The organism is Myxococcus dinghuensis, assembly GCF_024198235.1.
Classification (GTDB): Bacteria; Myxococcota; Myxococcia; order Myxococcales; family Myxococcaceae; genus Myxococcus; species Myxococcus dinghuensis.
In genome coordinates this window covers 200930-221190 of record NZ_JAKCFB010000010.1, presented here as the reverse complement: position 1 = coordinate 221190, position 20261 = coordinate 200930, and the positions used below count along the sequence as shown (strand labels likewise).

Genomic DNA, 20261 nt, shown 5'->3' with positions numbered 1-20261 from the left:
GCCCCGAGTGAGGGGCCACGTCCACCCCCGCGACTCTCGAACGGAGAGAAGCGCCGCGTAGAGAGTGAGCTCGTCCGCCGTGTCCGTGTCGTCGGGTGTCCCGGGAGTCGTGGTCGCCGAGCAGCCGCATTACCTGCCCTGGGTCGACTTCTACGAGCAGGTGGCGCGCGCGGGCACGTTCGTCGTGCTGGACAACGTCCAGTGGCTCCGCAGGGGGTGGCAGCGTCGCACCCGCGTCAGTCTGCCCGCGAACGTGCCCACACCGCCCCCCACCGAACCGGGCTTCCAGTGGCTGTCCATTCCGTTGGAAGACCCACACCGGGACCAGCTCATCTCGGAGCTCGCGGTGGACACGCGCCAGCCGTGGGCACGCCAACACCTGGGCGCGCTGGTGACGCTGTATGGACGCCGGCCCCATTTCGCCACCCAGGTGCTGCCACGGCTGGAGCCCTTCTACGACCAGGCGTCACGCGAGTCGGGGCCGGGCTCGCTCCTGCGCGTGCTGCTCGCCAGCATGGCGCTGTTCCACGAGCCGCTGGGCCTGAAGCCCCACCTCGTGCTGGCCTCCACGCTGGAGCGCCGGGGGGCGGACAAGTCCGCGCGGCTGGTGGAGTACTGCCGCCAGTTGGGCGCGCACACGTACTACTCCGGCCTGGGCTCGTCGCTGTATCTCCAGGTCAGCCTGTTCCGCGACGTGGACGTGCGCGTGCTGTGGCAGCGCTTCCGCCCCCCGGACTACGCCCAGGGGCGCGAGGGGCGCTTCGTGCAGGGGATGTCCATCGTGGACGTGTTGTCCAACGTCCCCGTGGACGAGGTGCGCCGGTGGCTGGAGCCCTCGCCGTGGGGCCCCTTCGCGCCAGGGCCCCGGGCGGGGTGACGACTCAGGCCGCCGAGGCGGCGGTGGGCTCGGCGGGCTTGTCGAAGCGCACGAAGTAGCTGCGCACCGCGGCGTCCAGCAGCGCGGGGTCCAGCCGCGGCTCCTGGCCCAGGTAGTGGGACATGTCGATGACCTGGTCGAGCAGGTCGCGCGGCTGGCAGGCGGCGAACGGCCTGTTGGAGGGCCGGTAGTGCGCGTCGATGAGGTAGTCGACGGCGTTGGCGTTGTAGGCCACGCCGCGCTTGCGACACATCACCTCGAAGATCTGATGGAACTGCTCCTCGTCCGGGCGTCGCACCTCCAGCTTGTAGCGGACGCGGCGCAGGAAGGCGTCGTCCACGAGCGCGCTGGGGTCGAGGTTGGTGGAGAACGCGGCGAACACGTCGAAGGGCACCTGCAGCTTCTTGCCGGTGTGCAGGGTGAGCATGTCGATGTCGCTCTCCAGCGGGACGATCCACCGGTTGAGCAGGTCCTTGGGGGAGACCTTCTGCCGGCCGAAGTCGTCGATGAGGAGCATTCCGTTGCTCGCCTTCATCTGGAACGGCGCCTCGTAGTACTTCACCTCCGGCGAGTAGACGAGGTCGAGCATCTCCAGCGTCAGCTCACCCCCGACGACGACGAGCGGGCGGCGGCAGCGCACCCAGCGCCGGTCGTACGACGGGCTCGAGTCGTCCTCCACCGGCTTGTGGAGGTTGGCGTCGAAGACACGCACCACGAAGTCGTCGATGAGGATGGCGTGGGGGATGAACACGTCCCCCTCGAAGCAGTTCACCATGCCCTGGCAGATGGCCGTCTTGCCGTTGCCCGGCGGGCCGTAGAAGAAGATGGCGCGGCCGGAGTTCATCGCCGGGCCGATGCCGTCGTAGATGTAGTCGCGGATGATGAGGTCGCCGAACTTGTCCTGCATCCGCGCGCGGGTGATGCGGTTGCCGCGCACCGTCTGCCGCTTCACCGCGGCGACGTACTCCTGGAACGGGATGGGCGCCGGGCCGTTGTAGCGGTTGCGGTCGAGGATCTGCCGCAGCACGTCCGTCACGAACGGGGTGAGCTGGTAGATCATCGTCGACTTGCCCACGCCGGACGCGCCGCCGCCGCGGATGTCCACGTACTTCTGGCGACGCAAGCCCTCGATGATGTCGTCGACGACGCTGGTGGGCAGCTGGAGGCGGGACGCCAGGTCCATGCCGCGCATCTCACCGGCGAAGAAGAGGGCCTTGAGGACCAGCTCCTCGACGAACGTCGCGGTGAGGCCGGTTTCATCCAGGGCGCGGGGCTGTGCGGGCCAGAAGCGCTCCAGGTTCGGGTCGAGCGCGCGGCGCGAGCCGGTGGCGCCGGAGACGCCAGCACGGCGCTCGGGACCTCCGTAGGGGGGCTGGGGGTTGGCGCGGCGCTCCGAGCTCGACGGAGGAGGCGCTGCGGCGGCGGCGGGACGGCGCGACTCCTGGCCGCTGACGATGACGGAAGGCAGCGGCCCGGGACCGGCGGCGGGGCGGCGCTCCGGCGCGCCACCGGGGACGGACGGCGGGGGACCGGCGGGGGGCCGCCCGGGCGCGCCAGGACCGGCGGGGCGACGCTCGGTGGGGAACTCGGGACCGTCGGAGTCCGCGGACGCCGACGACCGGGCCGGCGCGCCTGGAGGGGCCGGACGACGCTCGGGCAGCGCTGGAGCGGCGCCGGTGCGGGGGCGAGGGGGCGCGCTGAGCACGGAGCCAGGAGGCTCGGGAACGACCGGCGCCTCCGTGGGGGTCACGCTGCGGCTCGACTCGTCGTTCGAATCGCCCGCCGTCGCGGGGGACGGCCTCCTGAACAGGGTCATTCGGTGCTCGCTCCAGGTTGAAGTCGGGAGCCTACCGCAAATCCTGCACGGTCCACGAGGCAGGTTGGACCCGGTCCACCCGATGACGGACACACCCTCCGTCACGGGACGGTGCCCTCGGGGCGTACGCGCTCCTCGCCGGGCCCGTGGCCACGCCCCGCCCCGGTGGGAGCCCGCGCCTCGAAGACCGGGCGAGTCCTTGTCTGGAAGCGGTCGCCTGGGTTGACTCCCACCGAACCCGCCTATCTCGTGTGCCCATGACGATCCTCCTCGATGACGGCACTGGCCTCCGCGAAATCACGGCCGAAGCAGCGCGCAGGTGGTTCGGCGCGACGGGTGGCGCGCTCCCCGAGCACATCGACGAGACCTGCATCGCCCTGTTCTCTGCCTCCCGCGACAAGGCCTACAGCCGCCACAAGCAGCAGGAGTTCCTGGCGGACATCGAGGGGTTCCACTCCGCGCGCAAGGGCATCAAGATCGCCCTGAAGAACCTGGAGGGCTACGAGGAGCACCTCGACGCCCAGCAGGTGACGGACGACCTGGTCCGCGAGGTGCTCGGAATCGAACGCGGGGGGAAGATCTCGAAGCGGCTGCTGAAGGACGTCCGCGACGCCATCGCGACCACGCTGGGCGAGGAGCGGCTCTACATCGAGGAGTGTCGCGCCTCCCTGAACGACCAGCTCGACTGGCACATGACGGGGCGCGTGGACAAGGGCCAGGTCCTCTCCGAGAAGCGGGAGCGCATCTTCTCGTTCATCCAGTCGGAGCCGGAGGCGTCCAAGGCCAAGGACAAGGCGAAGAACGTCTACTACGAGCCCATCCGCACCCGGCTGATGAGCATGGGGTTCGTCGTGCCGCCCCGAGGCATCGCCATGGGTGGCGTGTTCCCCGAGAAGGACTGGCTCCGGGACATCCCCGAGTCCACGTTCCTGCGGGACGCCAAGGACATCACGGACGGGCTCGTGCAGCGCTATCGCCTGCTCGGCGACGACCCGGACTCACTGACCCGGCTGCTCATCCCCGTGGAGGAGCGCTGGAAGTCCGTGCGCAACGCGCTCTCGTCCGCGGTGGGCTGTCTGTGTGTCTCGTGGACGCGACACAAGGCCTTGGGGAAGACCGTGTACGTCCCCATCCTGGGGCTGTCCGGCGTCGTCGAGCGGGATCCCGCCCCGGCGTTCTTCCAGAAGTACTGCCGACACCTGGCGCTGCCGAGTTGGAAGTCCGACCCCGACATCCCCGACGTCGCCCCGTACCAGGAGAGCGAGCAGCTCAAGACCCAACGGGCGCTGATGGGGAGGGCACAGCAGGGCGCGAGACCGTACCTGCAGCCCAAGAACAAGCCGCAGCCCGACTCGCCGGAAGAGCAGCTCGTGAACACCTACAAGGAGGCTCGGTCCACGACGGAGCGGCTGGTCCGCGAGGAAAGCCAAGCCTATGGCGAGTACAAGAAGGCGAGGCAAATCCAGTACGAGCTCGAGGTCAACTACGAGACGATGCTGGAGCGCACGAACCTCGCGACCCTGGGCTACCACGCCCGCTCGCGACTCGGGCTCCGCACCCCCTCCCGACAGGCCCTCTTCAGCTACGTCTCCTTCCGGGAGAACAAGAAGAGCAAGGACCTGAAGCTCGACGAGCTCCAGCCCGGCGGGCTGGGCGTGGACCTGTGGGTCGCCGGGTGGCACACGCTGAGCTGCGCCGAACCCGCCGCGCTCATGACGGCCTCGTCGTATTTCAACGAGGGCTGCGACGTCCTCATCTGCTTCCCCTACGAGGGATTCAACGAGACGGGCCTCTTCCGCAATCGCCCCAAGGAGACCTGCCCCTGGTGCGCCGCGGTCGAGCTCGGCTTCCGCAGCCTCAGCGAGAACCCGGGGGGCGTGGACCGGAGTGTCGAGACGGGCGCGTGGCTGACGCAGCACACGCTCACGCTCCAGGAGGAGTCCGGGGGCTTCCTGCCCGTGAAGGAGGAGTTCGACGCCTTCGACGACGGCAATCCCATCATGGGGCAGACACACAAGAGCCTCGGCGGCATCGATGCGCCCCTGGTGAAGAACAAGGACCTCAAGGTCCTCGCCTACAGCCCCGCCGTCGAGACGAAGGTCGGCCGACTCCGTTCGATGTATCACCTGCTGGGACTGCTCAACAGCGAGGTCGTGGCCCTGGACCGGCCGCTCTACGGTCACGTGGGAGACGGCACGCTGTGGCACTTCCTGCGGTGAGCCGCTCCCCGGCGCGAGGCGCAGGACCTGCGTCCCGCCGGGGTCCCGGATTTCCGAGGGTTCATGGCCTCACGGAGCAGTGCCCACCCAGCGAGGCCGGTGCTAGCTTCGCTCCATGAGCTTCTTTCAGGAACCGCCGAGGCTGGGAAATCAGTACGACGACGACGCGCTGCTGCAGAGCTACCTGGCGCGGATGCTGCCGGAAGACTTCCGGCGCTCCATCACGGAGGACCTCCGTGACCTGGGCGAGCTGAGCGGGAACTACTTCTATCCGTTCCAGTTGCGCGACCGGCTGAACGAGCCCGAGCTGACCCAGTGGGACCCCTGGGGGCACCGCATCGACCACATCGAGGTCTCCCCCCTGTGGAAGGAGGCCGAGGCCCTGGCGGCGAAGCGCGGGCTCATCGCGACGGCGTACGAGCAGAAGAACGGCGACCTCAGCCGCGTGCACCAGTTCGTGATGAACTACCTCATCCAGGCCTCCCTGGACGTGTACTCCTGTCCCATGGCGATGACGGACGGCGCGGCCCGCTCCCTGCTCTCGCTGGGCAACCAGGCGCTCATCGACCGCGCCCTGCCCCGCCTCACCTCGAGGGACCCGAAGACGGCCTGGACCTCCGGCCAGTGGATGACCGAGCGCACCGGCGGCTCGGACGTGGGGCTGACGCAGACGGTGGCGCGGCAGACCCCGGAGGGCTGGCGCCTGTACGGCACCAAGTGGTTCACCTCCGCCACGACGGCGCAGATGGCGCTCACGCTCGCCCGCCCCGAGGGCAACGGCCCCGGCGGCAAGGGCCTGGCCATCTTCTACGTCGAGACGCGCGACGCGGACGGCCGGCTCAACGGCATCCAGATCAACCGGCTGAAGGACAAGCTGGGCACGCGCAAGGTGCCCACCGCGGAGCTGACGCTGGACGGGACGCTGGCGATGCCGGTGGCGGGCCTGACGGACGGCATCAAGAACATGGCGTGGATGCTCAACGTGACGCGCACGTGGAACGCCATGGGCGCCACGTGGAGCATGCGCCGGGCCATGGCGCTGGCGCGCGACTACGCGAAGCGCCGCGTGCAGTTCGGCGCCCCGCTGTCGGAGAAGCCGCTGCACGTGGACACGCTGGCGGGCCTGGAGGCGGAGTTCCAGGCGGGCTTCCTCCTGGCCTTCCGCGGCGTGGAGCTGCTCGGGAAGCTGGAGACGAAGACGGCCACCGAGCGCGACCTGCTCCTGCAGCGGCTGGTCACCCCGCTGGCGAAGCTGACCACGGGCCGTCAGGTGGTGCACATCACGTCGGAGGTCTCCGAGGCGTTCGGCGGCGCCGGCTACGTGGAGGACACCGGCGTGCCCCGGCTCCAGGCGGACTCGCAGGTGCTGTCCATCTGGGAGGGCACGACGAACGTGCTGTCGCTGGACTCGCTGCGCGCGCTCGCCAAGGAGGGCACGCTGGATTCCTTCTTCCACGAGGTGGAGAGCCGCCTGTCCAACGTCAAGGACGCGGGCCTGCGCCCCTGCGTGCAGACGGCCCACGACGCGCTGGAGCACGCCCGCGCCTGGGTGACGGGGGCCATGTCCAACCCGGCGACCATGGAGGCCGGCGCCCGCCGCTTCTCCCTGACGCTGGGCCGCACGCTGGAGCTGGCGCTGCTGAGCGACCACGCCCAGTGGTGCCTGGACCACGGCCACGGCCCTCGCACCAAGGCCGCCGCCCGCCGCTTCGCCCAGAACGGCGTCGACCTCATCCGCGACACGCTGGACCTCGACGAGTCCCGCCTGTTGAGCTGACCCGCGACGCCTCACGAAACAACGAGGAGTCAACAGCAACTCGGAAACGACTACTCCCCTCCCCGTGTCTTGACTCACATGGGGAGGGAGCGGGACTCCCAGACCCCTGGGATTTCCTGAATCAAGCCGCCAGACTGCGCTCCTCACCCGCTGCATGGACGGAGTCGGTCATGAAGAAGCTGCTGATGGGGCTGGTGGCGCTGGGCGTTCCGGGGCTGCTGTTCGCGGGCAACCTCATGTACACGCCCGAGGCGGAGGCGCTCCCCCGCGGTCGGGAGGCCTGCACGTACACGTACTACGAGGACGAGACGTACTCGACCCCGGTGCTGACGCTGCACTGCTCCTGCGCGAACCCCGACTGTTACGCCACCGAGGACGTCACGCCGTTCTACACGGCGGACTGCTTCGAGTGCTGAGCTGAGCCAGGCCGTCGCGTGGCCTGTCGTGGGCGCGGGGCGACGGTACCCACCGCCGCCCCGCGCCCCTCCCGCGAACCTCAGGCGGGTTCAGCGACGGCCCCCCTCAGTACGCGTAGCACTGCCGCGTGACGCCCGTGGGGAACGCCGGCGACGGCAGGGAGGTCGGGTCGGAGCAGTAGTTCGCGGTGTACGCCACGTTGCAGGCCGTGCCGCCCACGACGTCGCTCCCGGAGAACACGTTGGGGTAGCTGGCCCAGTTGGGGCAGCCCGGCGCGTCACAGACGACGTGGTTGCCGTTGTAGCAGGAGCCCAGCGTGGACTGGTGGCCCGGCGACCCGCGGAACTCGAGGCTGGTGCCGAAGTCCCGGATGGTATTGCCGTAGACCCAACTGTTGAGGGTGTTGTCGACGAGGACGCCGACCTGCCCCTTCACGCCGGACAGCTGGGAGTCGATGGTGTTGAAGCCGACGAAGCCCCAGTTCACCCGGTAGAAGGTGATGCCGATGGGGTTCTTGTAGAAGCGGTTGTCCCGCACGTAGACGTGGTCGATGAAGCCCCGCATCGGGTCGGTGAGCGCGTAGTACTTCTGCGCGTCGTCGAGCATGTGCTGCTGCAGCTCGAGCACGTGGTTGTAGTCGCCGAAGTCGCCGACGTCACGGCCGGTCAACTGCCGGAACGCGCACGGGGGCGCGACGGTGTACTGGCTGCCGTCGGTGAGGAAGCCGAGCGAGAAGCCGGAGACGAAGTTCTCGGTGTGCGTGGTGCTGCTGGTGTACGGCAGGTGCCCGTCCGTGCTCAGCCCGAAGTTGCTGGTGAGGGGCGTGTTGTTCGGCGCGCGCAGGACGACGTTCTTGGAGACGTCGACGTTCCCGCCCACGATGTTGATGCCCACGTTCACGTCGCAGATGGAGTTGTGGTGGACCTGGGAGCGGGCGTTGGGGTTGCCCTGGAACTCGAACGGCTGGTTCGTGCAGTACCGCCGCGCCCCGAACTCGGTGGTGGGGTCGACGCGCATGCAATACATCTGGTTCGGCACGCTCTCCCCTTCTCCGAGCGGAGGCAGGGCCGGGCACTGGCCGGAGGGGATGGAGCCATCCGCGTTGCAGGACGTGGGGCGGCACTCGGCGCTGCCGGGACGGAGGCTCAGCGCCTTGAGGTCCCAGCCGCTGGGGCAGTGGTAGACGATGGGGCTCTCGGGGCCGGTCGACGTGGCGGCCGCGGGCTGGAGGGAGATCTTGATGCCGGGCCGCGTCTCGCAGGAGGGGTCCTCCTTCACGTGGGCCGTGTTCCAGCCGTAGGCGATGCCCGCCCCCAGATGGTCGATGCGCAGGTGGTGGATGTTCACGGCCGGGCCGGTCATGGCCTCCGCGTGGTTGACCTGGACGCCGACGGTCCACCGGCGCGGCATGGTCCCCGTGTTGAACACCGTGGGCGCCGGCGAGGGCGGCTCGTGGCCGTCCAACTCCAGGATGGAGTTGAGGGTGTGGGCGAGCGCCGGACACGTCTCGCCCTGGCTGTAGCCGGCGTTGGTGGTGCCCACGAGCGTGAGGTTGGACACACTGGCGTCGGTGAGCAGCCCCTCCTCCGCGCCCGCGCCGGCGACGAGGATCAACCCGTTGAGCTTCGTGGTGGCGTGGTCGACGTTGATGACCGTGGGCGGGAACAGCGACGTCCCCTCCAGGTGGATGCCCGCCGGGACATGCAGGCCGAAGCCGTTGCCCCAGGGCCAGCTCCACGGAATCTTCGTCGCCTCGGAGATGGTGATGGTGCCGGGGTCCAACACCACCCGCGAATGCCCGTTGGCCTTCGCCCAATCGATGGCGGCCTGATACCAGCGCGGATGGATGGCGCTGCCGTCATCGGTGCAGGTCCGGGCGGTGTCGCCGACGCAGGTCGCGCCGACATTGCCTGGGGCACAGAAGGCGCGCTGGAAGCCCGAGGCATCGTGGACGCGGGCACACATCGTCGGCAGCAGGGACGCCAGGGGCGCGGGGCTCGAACTGGAGACGGACTGCGAGCCGGCGGCGTGTGCGAATCCTGCGCCCAGGAGGATGGACAGGGACAGGGTGCGAACGAGGGGAATGGAGCGGCGCTTCGACGCCCCAGGACGGAACAACGGAGGGGATTGCATGGACGTGCTTCCAATCGAGGGATGAACTCGTGGTCCATCCCGTGGCTGCGGCCCCTGCGGTGGATAGAGTTACCGTGGATTGGCGCGAACGCAAAGCCCCATATTCTCCAGACACGCGCCCCGCCTCCCGAGTGCCCCGCCAAGAATCACCCGCGATGTCCGACCCTTCCCTCCCCCGCGGTCCCGCCAAGGACTTCCAGCCGTCTGACGCCGAACGCCAGTTGGAGGGCCGCGCGGAGGTCCTCGCGGCGGCCCGGCAATCCCTCGCGGAGTGGGAGAAACGGCTGTCGGGCTGGGGATGGCGGCGCGGGCTGACGCGAGGCCCGGAGTCGATATCCACGTTCGTGGCAGGAATGGAGGCGCTGGAGGAGTCCCTGGCGCGGGTGCGGCGACGAGCGACGCTGGATGCGTGGCCCGAGGAGACTCCCGTCCTGCGCCTGGCGCGGGAGGTGGCGGCGCGGCGCGATCGGCTCCGTGCGTTGGCGCGGCGCAGGTTGAGGGCGCTGGGAGTGGCGCCCAGGGATGAGCCGCTCGCGACGGCGCTGACGCGACTGGCGACGGTGGCGGGACAGACCCCACGGTGGGAGCTGCACGCGGGCGAGGTGCTCGTCTTCGAGGCCGAGGCGCGATGGAGCCCTCATGCGGAGGCCGTGCGCGGCGACCCGGGTCGACGCATGTCCTTGTTCGAGCCCAGGGCCCCCTGGCGGAGATGGCTCCCCGGCTCCGGACGGATGCGCCTCACCAGCGAGCGGCTGCTCTGGCGCTCCGCCTTCGCTGAGCCCCGGAGCACGCACCTGGACAGCATGGGCGATGAGGGGCTCCGGCTCGTCCCGGACACGCTCGAGCTTCGCGCGAACGAGGACTGGGGTGTCTTGGTCCGACGGCCCGCCGACGCCTCGAACCTGGCCGCGCTGGTGGAGTTGGTGCGCTGGGCCCCCCTGAGACAGGCACTCCGAGCCGGGAGGCGTTCGGAGCGCCGGGCCCTCTTTCCAGCGAGACTCGGGGGAGTACCAGGGCACTGCATCCTGGGCCCCGAGCAGTTGTGCTTCATCTCCCGTGGGACGGGCCCCCATGCGCTCGGAGCCATCACGGGCGGGGCCATGGAACTCGCGACCTTCGACGTGGATCGACTCGTGGACCTGCTGCGATGGCTCCCGGACGAGGCGTTCGACTCCGCGTTGGACCGCGTGCTGACCGCGACACACGGCAGGCGTTGGAGCCGCTCGGAGGTGTTCCGCGTCGAACGGCCTGTCATGCGAGGGATGACGCTCCTGGACCGGGCACTCCGCTTGGAGTGTGGACACGAGACGCTGTGGGGATATCCCAAGGAGTCACAGGAGGTCGTCGCGGAAGGGCTTCTGCTCGGCTATCCAAGGAGGCCGCGGCGCATCTGGTCTCGCTGAGCCCCATCGCCACGGCGAGGTCGGCGGTCACTTCCGCGCGATGCCGTACCCGCCCAGGGCGACGCCCACCAGGAACGCAGGCCAGAAGAGGACCGCGGCCTTCTCGGTGAAGAAGCCGAAGGACTCGTGGCATCCCGTGGTGTTCATCGCGCAGGCAAGAGGCACGAGGTAGCCGTAGAAGAGAAGCGCGGCCATCGCGACCAGCGCACCGGAGATGATCAGCAGGATCTTCATGGTTCGGGAAACTCCGGATGGCCCCCGCCGACGAGGCGTTCGGGGCCCGAGGAGGATACCCGGGCCTCCCAGCCAGAGTCAGCATGGACGCCCTGCCGCACCAGGGCGGGCGTCCAGCGAGCGGCGACGTCAGGGCGCGGGGGCCGCCGAGGAGTTCACCCAGACATCGTGGAAGTACGCATTCACATACCCCAGCGGACTGGGACTGCCACTCGTGCAGGTGGGCAGGGAATGGGTCACCACCAACTCCTTGTTGGCGATGCCAGGAGCACGGGTGTCCGTGACGGTGTACGCGCCGTACACCTCCGGCTGGCTGTCGCGCTGGAACACGAAGCGGTCGTTCGCCGCGTCCCATTGGACCCTCAGCCGGGCCAGCTCTCCCTGGTGGACCGGTCCCAGGTCCGCCGTGAAGAGCGAGTTTCGCGCCGTGCACGTCGAATCCCTGCACCGCTCGATGAGCGCCTCCACCCGCAGGAGCTGGGAGCCCACCGGGTCCGTGGACCGGGAGACGATGCGGATGGACGCGGTGATGTCATCCTTCGCGCTGCCCCGGCTCGGCGTGGAGGAGTTGAAGAAGTGACCGGACAGCTCCGCCGCCCCCTCGGAGACTCCGATTCCCGGCGCCTCGCACCCCGTGCTCCGGGCGTTGTTCACACGGACCTTCGCCTCGATGGCCGTCACGGCCGACGGCTGGATGAAGTGCAAGCCGTAGCGCCCCGTGCCCGAATTGGCCCGGCTGAGGAGCCGCAGTCGGGTGAAGGCCAGCGCCCGCAACTCCTGCTGCCGGGTCCCGGTCTGCTCGCTGGCCCAGCGCGCCGGGTCGATGCCTCGCACCTTCGTCGCGCGAGGCGGGTCGGACTCCGTGGGGTTGAAGTTGTCGTAGGGCACCATCGGCTCGACGGCGTGGGCCGTCCCACCGAGGAGCAGCACGAGCACCGCGGACTTCAGGGTCATTGCGCTCATGGAATCTCCAGCTCCTTCAGTTGGATGAAGTGCCGCACCCGGGCGTTGTTGCCCGTGTCCTGGTCCGTCCCCTCCGTCTCCAGGGACATGCCGTTCTCGTACCCGTTCAGGAAGCTCCCCATCAGCTCCAGTCCCGTGAGCCAGTCGTTGGCGCTCGACTCCCCCTTCACCCGGCGGACGAGCCCTGACGCCGCGAAGAAGCTGAAGTGGCCGTCCCGGTCATCCACCGCCAGGCTGGCGCCCCCCTCGGGGATGGAGTCGTAGTGGTCGTTGGGGCCGACATCCTCCTCCCAGATGGCGGACGTCATGTTCACCACGCCGGTGAAGTTGGCGGGCAGGTCCGGGAACTGCGTGGGATTGTCCGGCCCGGTGCGCACGCGCCAGTTCGGGTAGATGGTCTGGTCCTCGACGATGTCCAGGAAGGCGTTCTCCCGGAAGAAGCCATTCGCCGTCATGTGCACGCGAGGCGTGAACCAATCCGCGCAGCAGCCGCTCGCCGTCTCCAGATCCGTCACCTGCTTCACCGCGTACTCGATCCGGTGCGGCTTGGTGGGGTTGTACTTCACGAAGTCCTTCACCTTCGTCAAGGCCACGCCCACGTCCACCATCGCGTGGTCCGACAGGCATTGCGAGAACAGGAAGCTGGTGCCCTCGATGACGATGCCGGAGTCGGGGTCGAAGTGGGGCTCGACGCTCGCCGTGGGCTCCTTGAGCAGCGCGTAGGCGGGGAACTCCAGGGTGTCCTCGGCGGGGAACACCAGCACGTAGTCGAGCCGGTTCTTGGAGCCCAGCTCCTGCGCCACCAGGTCCGTGCAATGACTGCTCAGCCACGTCCCGGTCGCCATCGGGTCCGGGCCGGACGAGGTGCGCGCCAGATCACGAGCCTCGGAGAAGAGGCTGTTGGCCTTCTCGAACTCGGTGCGCCGTTGGATGTCCAGGAAGCTGGGGCCCACCATGTCTTGATAGGCGGGGAAGTTGGAGTCGGCCTCGGTGGCCTTGGGCCCGATGGTGTTCAGGTCCCCCAGCAGGAAGGCGGGGCGGTCCAGGCCGCTCGGCCAGGTCCCCAGGGGGAAGATGTCGTTGTCGCCGAGCACATACGGGAAGATGTTCGCATCCAGGGGCCCGCCCCTCCTCACCTGCTGGACATAGGCCTTGATGTCGAAGAACTGGTCCTCACGGGCATCGGTGTCGGACCCAGGCGTGTTGTCTCCCGCGTTGACGTGGGTGCAGAACACGTCGACGAACTCGCCGTAGTCCGTGGCCGTGGAGACCCTGGGCATGCCGGTGTCATCCATCACGAGGACGGGCGCCGTCGCCGCCGGGGTGGCGATGCGCGCCCAGATGACGCCCTTGTCCTGCATGCAGTCGTTGCCGGTGCACATGCTCGAGGGGAAGTGATGCACGCCTCCCTCGAGAATCTGCCGTGAGGAGAGCAGGACGAGCCCCGTGCTCTCCGTGGGCAGCTTGAAGACCTCGTCGTTCAGCTCCGTGACGGCCTGCATGGGGGGCAGCGACTCGGCGGCGCGCAGCTCGTTGACCTTCTCGACGAGCTCTCCACGCTCATACGACATCCAGATCTCGGAGACGCAGACGACCTCCTTCCTGAAGATCTGGGCGGCGACGGTGTCGATCTCCCCGGAGCCTCCGTCGCCGACCCAGAACGTCGCGTCGGGCATCTGCCCCACGTTCCACATCGTGAAGGCGAGCGGGATGGAGAGGGGGTCCTTCAGCTCGAGCGTCTCCCAGGTCCCGGTCAGGGTGTCGGCGGGGGGCTGGTTCTTCGCGTTGTTGAAGGTGCCGCCGCCCACCCGCTGCGTGGCGCCCGCCGTCATCGCGGGGGCGCTCTGGAGGGCGAAGCCCAGCTTCCGGACCGCCGAGGACAACGGCTCGCTGCCGACGATGGGTGGCACGCTGCTGCGCAGCTTCACCGAGAACTCGATGTGCACACGAGCGGGGTCCGCGCCCGGCGTCGTCACCACGGCGGTGGTGGCCCAGGCCTGGTTGGGGGCCGACAGCCCCGTCCAGCCGTTCGCGTTGTTGCCCATCTCCTGCGTCAGCGAGGTGCTCGCGTTGGGGCCGGTGGAGTAGCGGAGCCGGAGGTGACGGTCCTCGGAGCGGGGCCCGCTCGCCCCGGGCACCAGGTCGATGGTGGCGTCGCGCTGGGCATCGAGCCAGACGTCGATGAAACCAGACGCGTCCAGGAAGTTCCCGTTGGCGTCCTTCGGCCGGGGCAGGCGCAGGCCGATGAACAGCGTCTGCGAGAGACAAGGGTTCGTCTGGGCCGAGGGAATCCCGCCGGCCTGGGGCACTCCGAAATTGCACTCCTCCGAGGTGTACTCGGCGTTGTCACTGACGAGCAGGTACAGCTCGCCGTTGGGCCCTCCGTTCACATAGTCCTGCATCGGGAACTTCTTGCCGTCGGCGTACTCCATCGGCGCGACCCAGCCGTCCGTCGTGGGCTGGGTACACGGCGCGCCGGGACGGCAATGGACCTCCGCGTTCTGCGGAGGAAGCCTCGTGACGTGGGGCGCTGCCGCGGCCCAGGTGGGGAGGAGACTGGCGAATGCCAACAGGAATGCACCGCGCTGCATGAGACCTCCGGGTTGTGTCTGGATGAACGACGACGCTCGCGAATCTTCCCGCCGAAAGTGCTCCTGTCTGGCCATGGCCCGTTCGCGATGAAGTCGCGAATGCCCCACCAGACGATGCCCATATGCATTCAGTCTGTTCATTGAATTCAAGACTCAGGACCCCCACACGGTGTCGCACGTGGCCACACCCGCAGCTCAAAGCCATTACCAATGCGGCAAGGGAGGCGTGCCGCAGTAGGGAACATCGATGTCCTGCGCCGCCGCGGTGAGCGGGACCTGGACGAACAACAGGGCGACGAGCCACAGCCAGGTTCGGATTCTCAAGGGTCTTCTCCTGTTTCCGGTCGGCCTCCGACGCCGCCCGGCGGACAGCCCTCGAGCAACCCGAATGCCAGCGCCATCTCGCTTCGTGGCGCCAGCCCTTCGTGCTGACTTTGCATCACCTCGGGCCATGGACGAGGCAATCGCTGCATGCCCCCTGCAGACGTCGCAGGAGTCTCCTGGAACGACGCATGAACGAGTTCGCCGGTTGGACTCCCGAATGCCCATCGATCCATGATGAAGGCGCATTCGAAGGGGGTGACACGCCCTGGGATCTTCGGACCACGTGAAGCTTGAGAAGATGCCGTCTCCGGGCACGACGGAGGCAGGCGGTGAAGAAGAGTCGGTTCAGCGAAGAGCAGCTGGTCGCGATTCTGCGCGAGGCGGAGCGATCGTCCGTGCCAGAGACGGCGAAGAAGCACGGGGTGAGCGAGCCGACGCTCTACGCGTGGCGCAAGCGCTTCGGGGGGATGGACGCCAACGACACGAAGCGGCTGAAGCAGTTGGAGGCGGAGAATGCCCGACTGAAGAAGCTGCTGGCTGAGCGGGACTTGGACATCGAGGTGCTGAAGGAGGTCCAAGCAAAAAGGGTGAGCGCCACCACGCGAAGGCGGCACTTCCCTGGCTTCCTGCCTCTACTCCCCAGCCGCGAGCACGTGCCCGCGGCGCTGCGCGCGCCGCTCGAGGGCCCGCATCCGTCAACGGTGATCGGATTGCATCTTCATCGGAGATGCCGCTTTGAGTCTCGGGCGTTCGGTGGCCAGATGGGTCGGTCGTCGACAACAGCTTCGAGGGGAGGACCTCGTGTCCACGGATACGTTCTATGTGCGGGTGGGAAAGAAGGCGGGACGGGAAGTCACCCTGCACTGCCTGACGGGGTTTGCTGGCGGCCCAAGGGACTTCGGCACAGGCAGGGCCTTCGCCTTGATGCTGCTCCTGGATGCGAAGCGCCGCGCGAGTGACATCGATTATCTGGTGAGGGGGGCACCGAAGGCGGTGGCGAAGAAGCAGGTCGCCTTGGCGAAGAAGGCAGGAAAGGCCGAGTCACCTCTTCATTCGGAGGTGGGCGCTGCCGCGGTCTGGGATGACCGGTGGCACGCCGAACACACGCCGCGCTTCGTGGCGCGCTCGCGCCTCCTCGCGCGACACAACGGGGCCAGCGACGGGTTGCTGTACAAGGCCCGGCGCGAACTGTCTCCGCTCGAGGACAAGGGCATGGGAGCCTTCCTCGACGCCGCGTGGAAGCGTCTTCATCACTTCGACCTCTCGGTGAAGGTGACGGACGAAAGATACCTCCAGCATCTCGTGGAGGGGCACGTCTTCGGGACGACGGCCTTCGAAGCCTGGGACGAAAAGCGGCTACCTCCTCCGAAGAAGGAGCCTGCGAGGAAATCGAAGCCCGTGAAGGAGGCGAAGCCGCCGCGGGTCGCCCGGCGCAAGGGGGACTTCTCCGGTGCGCGCCTGACGCCCTCGTTCTGGGACTCGGCCTCCGTGGACGTGCCGGACGTGAGTGGGTCCTCCTTCCAGCGGGCGAATCTCGTGGGTGCTGGCTACGTGAGCGGCGTGAAGGCGCTGAAGAGTGACTTCACCGAGGCCCGGCTCACGCGCGCGCCACCGTGGAAGGAACCGACGAGCATCCAGGGCTGGAAGCTGAAGGGCTCGTCGTTCCGAGGCGCGAAGCTGTTCCGGGTCGAGTTCGAGGCTTGCGATCTGCGTGACTGCGACTTCACCCAGGCAGACCTCCGCCACGCGAGGTTCCTGTCGTGCAACCTCAAGGGCGCCATCTTCAAGGACGCCAACCTCGCGAACGCCTTGATTCCGCGGGAGCAGGCCGACAAGGCGAAGCTGGAGGGCGCCAGGAACCACCGTCCGCCGCCGGGCGGAAAACCCGGCGCCGCGTGCAGGGCGTTCGACAGGCTGATGACCAAGGCCAAGGGCATCGGGTTCGACGTCCGGTTCGCCTCGCCGAACGCGCGGGGCGAGCAGGTGCGGCTCACCCTGGGACGACAACCGACCGGCCCCAAGCGGATCATGTCCTATCAGCTCACGCTCTGGTGCCTGAGCAACACGCGCCGGGCGACCCCCACGAGCGTCTTCTCTCCGCGCGTGGGATACGATTTCGGGGTCGCGCTGAGACATGTGTCGGACCACCTCGCGGTTCCGTCGGACCGGCGGCTCGACCTCTCGACGTTGACGCTGACGGCGAGGAGCCTGCGCGCCCCCGTGGAGCTCACCGACCTGATGAAGGGCGCCCGTGCCGCGCTTTCCGAGGTCCTGGTCACGTCAGGTGAGCAAGGACGCCACCCGGACGCGGCGTCACGGAGGTAGCCGACAGGTTCGGAGCAGTCGCCCGCAGCATCCTGGCAGGTCACTCCCTCGTGAGCCCCTGATGAACGCCCTCCTCCAAGATTTCCGCCTGGCGCTGCGCCTGCTGCTGCGCGAACGAGTCTTCACGGTGATGGTCGTGACGACCCTCGCGCTGGCCGTGGGCGCCACGACCGCGGTCTTCAGCATCATCTACCAGGTCCTGCTGCAACCGTTGCCCTACCCCGAACCAGACCAGCTGGTCCGTGTCTGGCAGCAGGAACCAGGGAGGGATCGCACCATGGTCTCCTGGCCAGCACTGGCGGCGTGGCGCGAGCGGACCCACACGTTCTCGGGTCTGGAGGGAATGGGCTTCGCGGACTTGACGCTCACGGGAGAGGGAACCGCCGAGCGACTGCATACCGCCCGCGCGACGGCGGGCCTGTTCAACCTGCTTGGAGTAAGACCCATCCTGGGCCATGCGTGGGAGACGGACGCAGAGGTCCCGGGACGAGACGGCGTCATCGTCCTCTCCCATGAGCTATGGCTGCGCCGCTTCGGGGGAGATTCGGCGCTCCTCGGCCGGGCCTTGACGCTCGACGGCCAGCCCCACACGGTCGTGGGTGTCCTCCCCCCCGGCTTCCAGTTCGCGCCCGGTGTGGAGATATGGAAGCCCCTGGCGCGAAAGCCGACGGAGGAGCACGACAACAAGGTCCGCATCCTCCGGGTGGTCGGGCGCATGCGACCTGGGCTCACCTACGACAAGACACTCGCAGACCTGCAGCGAGTCTCCGCCGAGCTGGCCCAGGACTTCCCAGGCGAGAACTTCGGCGTCAGCGTTGCGCCCTGGCATGAGCAGCTCGTAGAGGGAGCGCGCACGCGGCTCTTGCTGCTGGCCGGGGTGGTTGCCCTGGTGCTTCTCGTTGCCTGCGCCAACGTCGCCAATCTGCTGCTCGCCCGCGCCACCACCCGTGAACGAGAGGTGTCGATCCGCGTGGCACTGGGAGCCAATCGCTGGCAGCTCGCGCGTCAGTTCCTCGTGGAGAGCGCGGTTCTCGCATTCGCTGGCGCGGCCACGGGCCTGATGCTGGCATTGTGGGGCATGAAGATGATGCGGACGCTGGTGCCAGAGGGACTGTTGCCGGAGCAGCTCCGGCTCGAGCCGCACGTCCTGACCATTGCCGCGGGCCTGTCACTGACCACCTGCTTCCTGTCGGGATTGATTCCAGCCATCCGGGCCGCGCACAACGACGGACGCATGGCCCTGGGAGGCTTGCGTGGAGGCCGTGGCGCCACAGGAGGCCGTGGCGCGCTGCGCGCCGCGCTGGTGGTGGCCCAGGTCGCCTTGTCGCTCGTGCCGCTCGTGGGGGCCGGGCTGATGCTGCGCACCCTCCATGCATTGCAGGCCGTGCCGCTTGGCTTCCAGCCGCAGGGCGTCACCGTGGCAGAGATGTTCCTGTCGGGAGCGACCTATCAGGACGATGCGAGCCGGCGCCGTGTCCTTTCGGAGTTGCTGACGCGAGTGCGGGCACTGCCGGGGGTCGACGCGGCGGGTCTTACCAGCGCGGTCCCACTCAGCGGGCGCAATGCGTTCACCCCCGTCGTGCTCTGGGGTGAGTCCGTCGATGCAAGGTCGGCGCGCACACCTGTGAACTTCCGCGCTGTGAGCGCCGACTATTTCGCCTCCGTGGGCATGTCCCTGCGCGATGGGCGGGCGTTCGGCCCGGAGGATGTCGAGGGAGCGCCCCCCGTCCTGATCGTCAATGAAGCGTTCGCCAAGCGCTACTTTCCGGGAAGAAGCGCCGTGGGGCAGCAGGTGCGGCTGGATTTCGACGAGCAACCCTTCCGCGAGATCGTCGGAGTCGTGGGAGACATCCATCACGGCAGTCTGACGGAAGCACCCGCCACCGAGGTGTACATGCCCGTGGAGCAGTTCCTGCTCCCCAGGATGTACCTGGCGGTCCGCGCGCGGAGCGGAACCGCGGCACTGGCCCCGGGCTTGCGCGAACAATTGAGCGCGGTGGACCCTGCGCTGCCGCTCGTCCAGGTGCGTCCCCTGGCGGAAGTGGTGCAGCAAAGCTACGGGTGGACGGAGGTGATGGGCAGCCTGTTCACCGCGCTGGCCATGCTGGGCTTGACCCTGGCGGCGGTGGGTCTCTACGGAGTCCTTGCATACTCCGTGAGCCAGCGCACCCGCGAACTCGGCATCCGAGTCGCGCTTGGAGCAACGGACGCCCAGGTCGTGGGGCTCGTGATGGGTCAGGGTATGCGGCTCGCGGGCTTGGGAGTCGTCGCCGGGTTGGTGGGCGCGGCCCTCTTCGCCCGGAGTCTCGGCGGCATGCTCTACGGCGTGCAGACGTTCGACCCAGTCACCTTCGTGACCGTGCCGACGCTGCTCGGTGTGGTGACCCTGCTGGCAAGTTGGGTGCCCGTCCGCCGGGCCCTGCGCATCCCGCCAGACGAGGCGCTGCGGGCCGAAGGTTGAGCCTTCTCTGCCGCGGCAAGGACGATGAATGTCGAACGCGCGTACTCCCCTCGCCCTCGTGGGGGCCTTGCACCCGAGGCGCCCCATCCCCTCCCTTCGCGAGGGGCACAGGGCGTGCTCCCCCCGAGGCGTGTCGCCATCGGCCGAGCCCCTGGGGCCTCTGGAAAGCGCGCCCCGCATGCGGTGGTCATGGCTCGAACGCACACGACCGAAGCCTCTCCGTCGTCCTGGAGCCTTCTTCGTGACGTGTTCCTGCCGGGAGCGTTCGCCGGCCTGATAGGGGCCGTCCTCATGGTGGCGCTCTCGATGCCCCTGGGTGCGCTCTCGCACGGCGACGTCTGGTACGGGGCGCGGCTGGCGGGAGGCCTCTTCTTCCGCGCCGCGCCCGGCGGAGCCTGGGCGGTGGTGCTGGGACTGCTCCTGCACTTTGCCCTGGCCGGAGGACTGGGCACCGCGTTCGCACTGCTGCTACCACGCGGGGGTACGGCGGTGACCGCCCTCTTCCTCGGGCTGCTGATGGCCCTGGGGCTCCAAGCGCTCATGCCCTCGCTGGTGGTGCCCTTCGCTTCCCCACCGCTGGCGAGGGCCTCTCCGAATGGGGCGTTCCTCCTGCTCCACCTGGCGTTCGGCGCGTCGCTCGCGCTCGTCGTTCCCGTCCGGCGGATGCTGACCCTGGTGGCGGGCCCGCGTCGTCACGTGTCCGAGGGCGCGCGCTCCTGAC

Annotated in this window: 13 protein-coding genes and 1 pseudogene; 9 read left to right on the top strand and 5 right to left on the bottom strand. The window is 68.6% G+C overall.

Annotation, left to right across the window (positions count from 1 at the left end; translation table 11 throughout):
• Positions 1-64: 64 nt before the first annotated feature.
• Positions 65-877, top strand: coding sequence for a WbqC family protein (locus tag LZ198_RS16620; RefSeq protein WP_253972952.1), 813 nt, complete (start codon positions 65-67; stop codon positions 875-877).
• A gap of 4 nt (positions 878-881) precedes the next feature.
• On the opposite strand, the gene LZ198_RS16615 is transcribed toward LZ198_RS16620, so the two are convergent.
• On the bottom strand, positions 882-2693 hold the full coding sequence (locus tag LZ198_RS16615; protein WP_253972951.1) for an ATPase: 1812 nt from the start codon (positions 2691-2693) through the stop codon (positions 882-884).
• A gap of 257 nt (positions 2694-2950) precedes the next feature.
• Here LZ198_RS16615 and LZ198_RS16610 point away from each other — a divergent pair, with 257 nt between their 5' ends.
• From LZ198_RS16610 to LZ198_RS16600, 3 genes are all read left to right on the top strand, one after another.
• A complete protein-coding gene (locus LZ198_RS16610) occupies positions 2951-4912 on the top strand; it encodes a hypothetical protein (protein WP_253972950.1) in 1962 nt (653 codons plus the stop codon).
• Positions 4913-5027: 115 nt separating this feature from the next.
• Positions 5028-6689 carry an acyl-CoA dehydrogenase family protein gene (locus LZ198_RS16605; protein WP_253972949.1) on the top strand — a complete coding sequence of 554 codons (1662 nt, stop codon included), beginning with the start codon at positions 5028-5030 and terminating at the stop codon, positions 6687-6689.
• A gap of 170 nt (positions 6690-6859) precedes the next feature.
• On the top strand, positions 6860-7105 hold the full coding sequence (locus LZ198_RS16600; RefSeq protein WP_253972948.1) for a hypothetical protein: 246 nt from the start codon (positions 6860-6862) through the stop codon (positions 7103-7105).
• Between the two features lie 106 nt (positions 7106-7211).
• Here the strand turns inward: LZ198_RS16600 and LZ198_RS16595 are convergent, their stop codons facing one another.
• A complete protein-coding gene (locus tag LZ198_RS16595; RefSeq protein ID WP_253972947.1) occupies positions 7212-9239 on the bottom strand; it encodes a hypothetical protein in 2028 nt (675 codons plus the stop codon).
• Between the two features lie 155 nt (positions 9240-9394).
• Here LZ198_RS16595 and LZ198_RS16590 point away from each other — a divergent pair, with 155 nt between their 5' ends.
• Positions 9395-10642 (top strand): hypothetical protein, encoded by a 1248-nt coding sequence (locus tag LZ198_RS16590; RefSeq protein ID WP_253972946.1) that lies wholly within the window; start codon positions 9395-9397, stop codon positions 10640-10642.
• A 27-nt stretch (positions 10643-10669) separates the two neighbouring features.
• Here LZ198_RS16590 and LZ198_RS16585 read toward each other — a convergent pair whose 3' ends face one another.
• The 3 genes from LZ198_RS16585 to LZ198_RS16575 all read right to left on the bottom strand — a co-directional run bounded on the left by LZ198_RS16585 (position 10670) and on the right by LZ198_RS16575 (position 14430).
• A complete protein-coding gene (locus LZ198_RS16585; RefSeq protein ID WP_253972945.1) occupies positions 10670-10876 on the bottom strand; it encodes a hypothetical protein in 207 nt (68 codons plus the stop codon).
• A gap of 129 nt (positions 10877-11005) precedes the next feature.
• Complete coding sequence (locus LZ198_RS16580) at positions 11006-11839, bottom strand: hypothetical protein (RefSeq protein ID WP_253972944.1); 834 nt, start codon at positions 11837-11839, stop codon at positions 11006-11008.
• A complete protein-coding gene (locus LZ198_RS16575) occupies positions 11836-14430 on the bottom strand; it encodes an exonuclease/endonuclease/phosphatase family protein (protein WP_253972943.1) in 2595 nt (864 codons plus the stop codon). The genes LZ198_RS16580 and LZ198_RS16575 overlap by 4 nt, the downstream gene beginning before the upstream one ends.
• A gap of 653 nt (positions 14431-15083) precedes the next feature.
• Between LZ198_RS16575 and LZ198_RS16570 the strand changes: the two are divergent.
• The 4 genes and pseudogenes from LZ198_RS16570 to LZ198_RS16555 form a co-directional block, all read left to right on the top strand.
• Positions 15084-15365: pseudogene (locus LZ198_RS16570) on the top strand (transposase); the annotation flags it as partial.
• Positions 15366-15555: 190 nt separating this feature from the next.
• A complete protein-coding gene (locus tag LZ198_RS16565; protein WP_253972942.1) occupies positions 15556-17079 on the top strand; it encodes a pentapeptide repeat-containing protein in 1524 nt (507 codons plus the stop codon).
• 61 nt (positions 17080-17140) lie between these two features.
• Positions 17141-19540, top strand: coding sequence for an ABC transporter permease (locus LZ198_RS16560; RefSeq protein WP_253972941.1), 2400 nt, complete (start codon positions 17141-17143; stop codon positions 19538-19540).
• A gap of 246 nt (positions 19541-19786) precedes the next feature.
• Positions 19787-20260 carry a hypothetical protein gene (locus LZ198_RS16555; protein ID WP_253972940.1) on the top strand — a complete coding sequence of 158 codons (474 nt, stop codon included), beginning with the start codon at positions 19787-19789 and terminating at the stop codon, positions 20258-20260.
• The last annotated feature ends 1 nt before the right edge of the window (position 20261 follow it).

Coding starts and splice junctions, on each gene's coding strand:
- LZ198_RS16605 (WP_253972949.1), top strand. CDS start 5,028: ATGAGCTTCTTTCAGGAACCGCCGAGGCTGGGAAATCAGTACGACGAC.
- LZ198_RS16575 (WP_253972943.1), bottom strand. CDS start 14,430: ATGCAGCGCGGTGCATTCCTGTTGGCATTCGCCAGTCTCCTCCCCACC.
- LZ198_RS16595 (WP_253972947.1), bottom strand. CDS start 9,239: ATGCAATCCCCTCCGTTGTTCCGTCCTGGGGCGTCGAAGCGCCGCTCC.
- LZ198_RS16615 (WP_253972951.1), bottom strand. CDS start 2,693: ATGACCCTGTTCAGGAGGCCGTCCCCCGCGACGGCGGGCGATTCGAAC.
- LZ198_RS16585 (WP_253972945.1), bottom strand. CDS start 10,876: ATGAAGATCCTGCTGATCATCTCCGGTGCGCTGGTCGCGATGGCCGCG.
- LZ198_RS16560 (WP_253972941.1), top strand. CDS start 17,141: ATGAACGCCCTCCTCCAAGATTTCCGCCTGGCGCTGCGCCTGCTGCTG.
- LZ198_RS16600 (WP_253972948.1), top strand. CDS start 6,860: ATGAAGAAGCTGCTGATGGGGCTGGTGGCGCTGGGCGTTCCGGGGCTG.
- LZ198_RS16610 (WP_253972950.1), top strand. CDS start 2,951: ATGACGATCCTCCTCGATGACGGCACTGGCCTCCGCGAAATCACGGCC.
- LZ198_RS16580 (WP_253972944.1), bottom strand. CDS start 11,839: ATGAGCGCAATGACCCTGAAGTCCGCGGTGCTCGTGCTGCTCCTCGGT.
- LZ198_RS16590 (WP_253972946.1), top strand. CDS start 9,395: ATGTCCGACCCTTCCCTCCCCCGCGGTCCCGCCAAGGACTTCCAGCCG.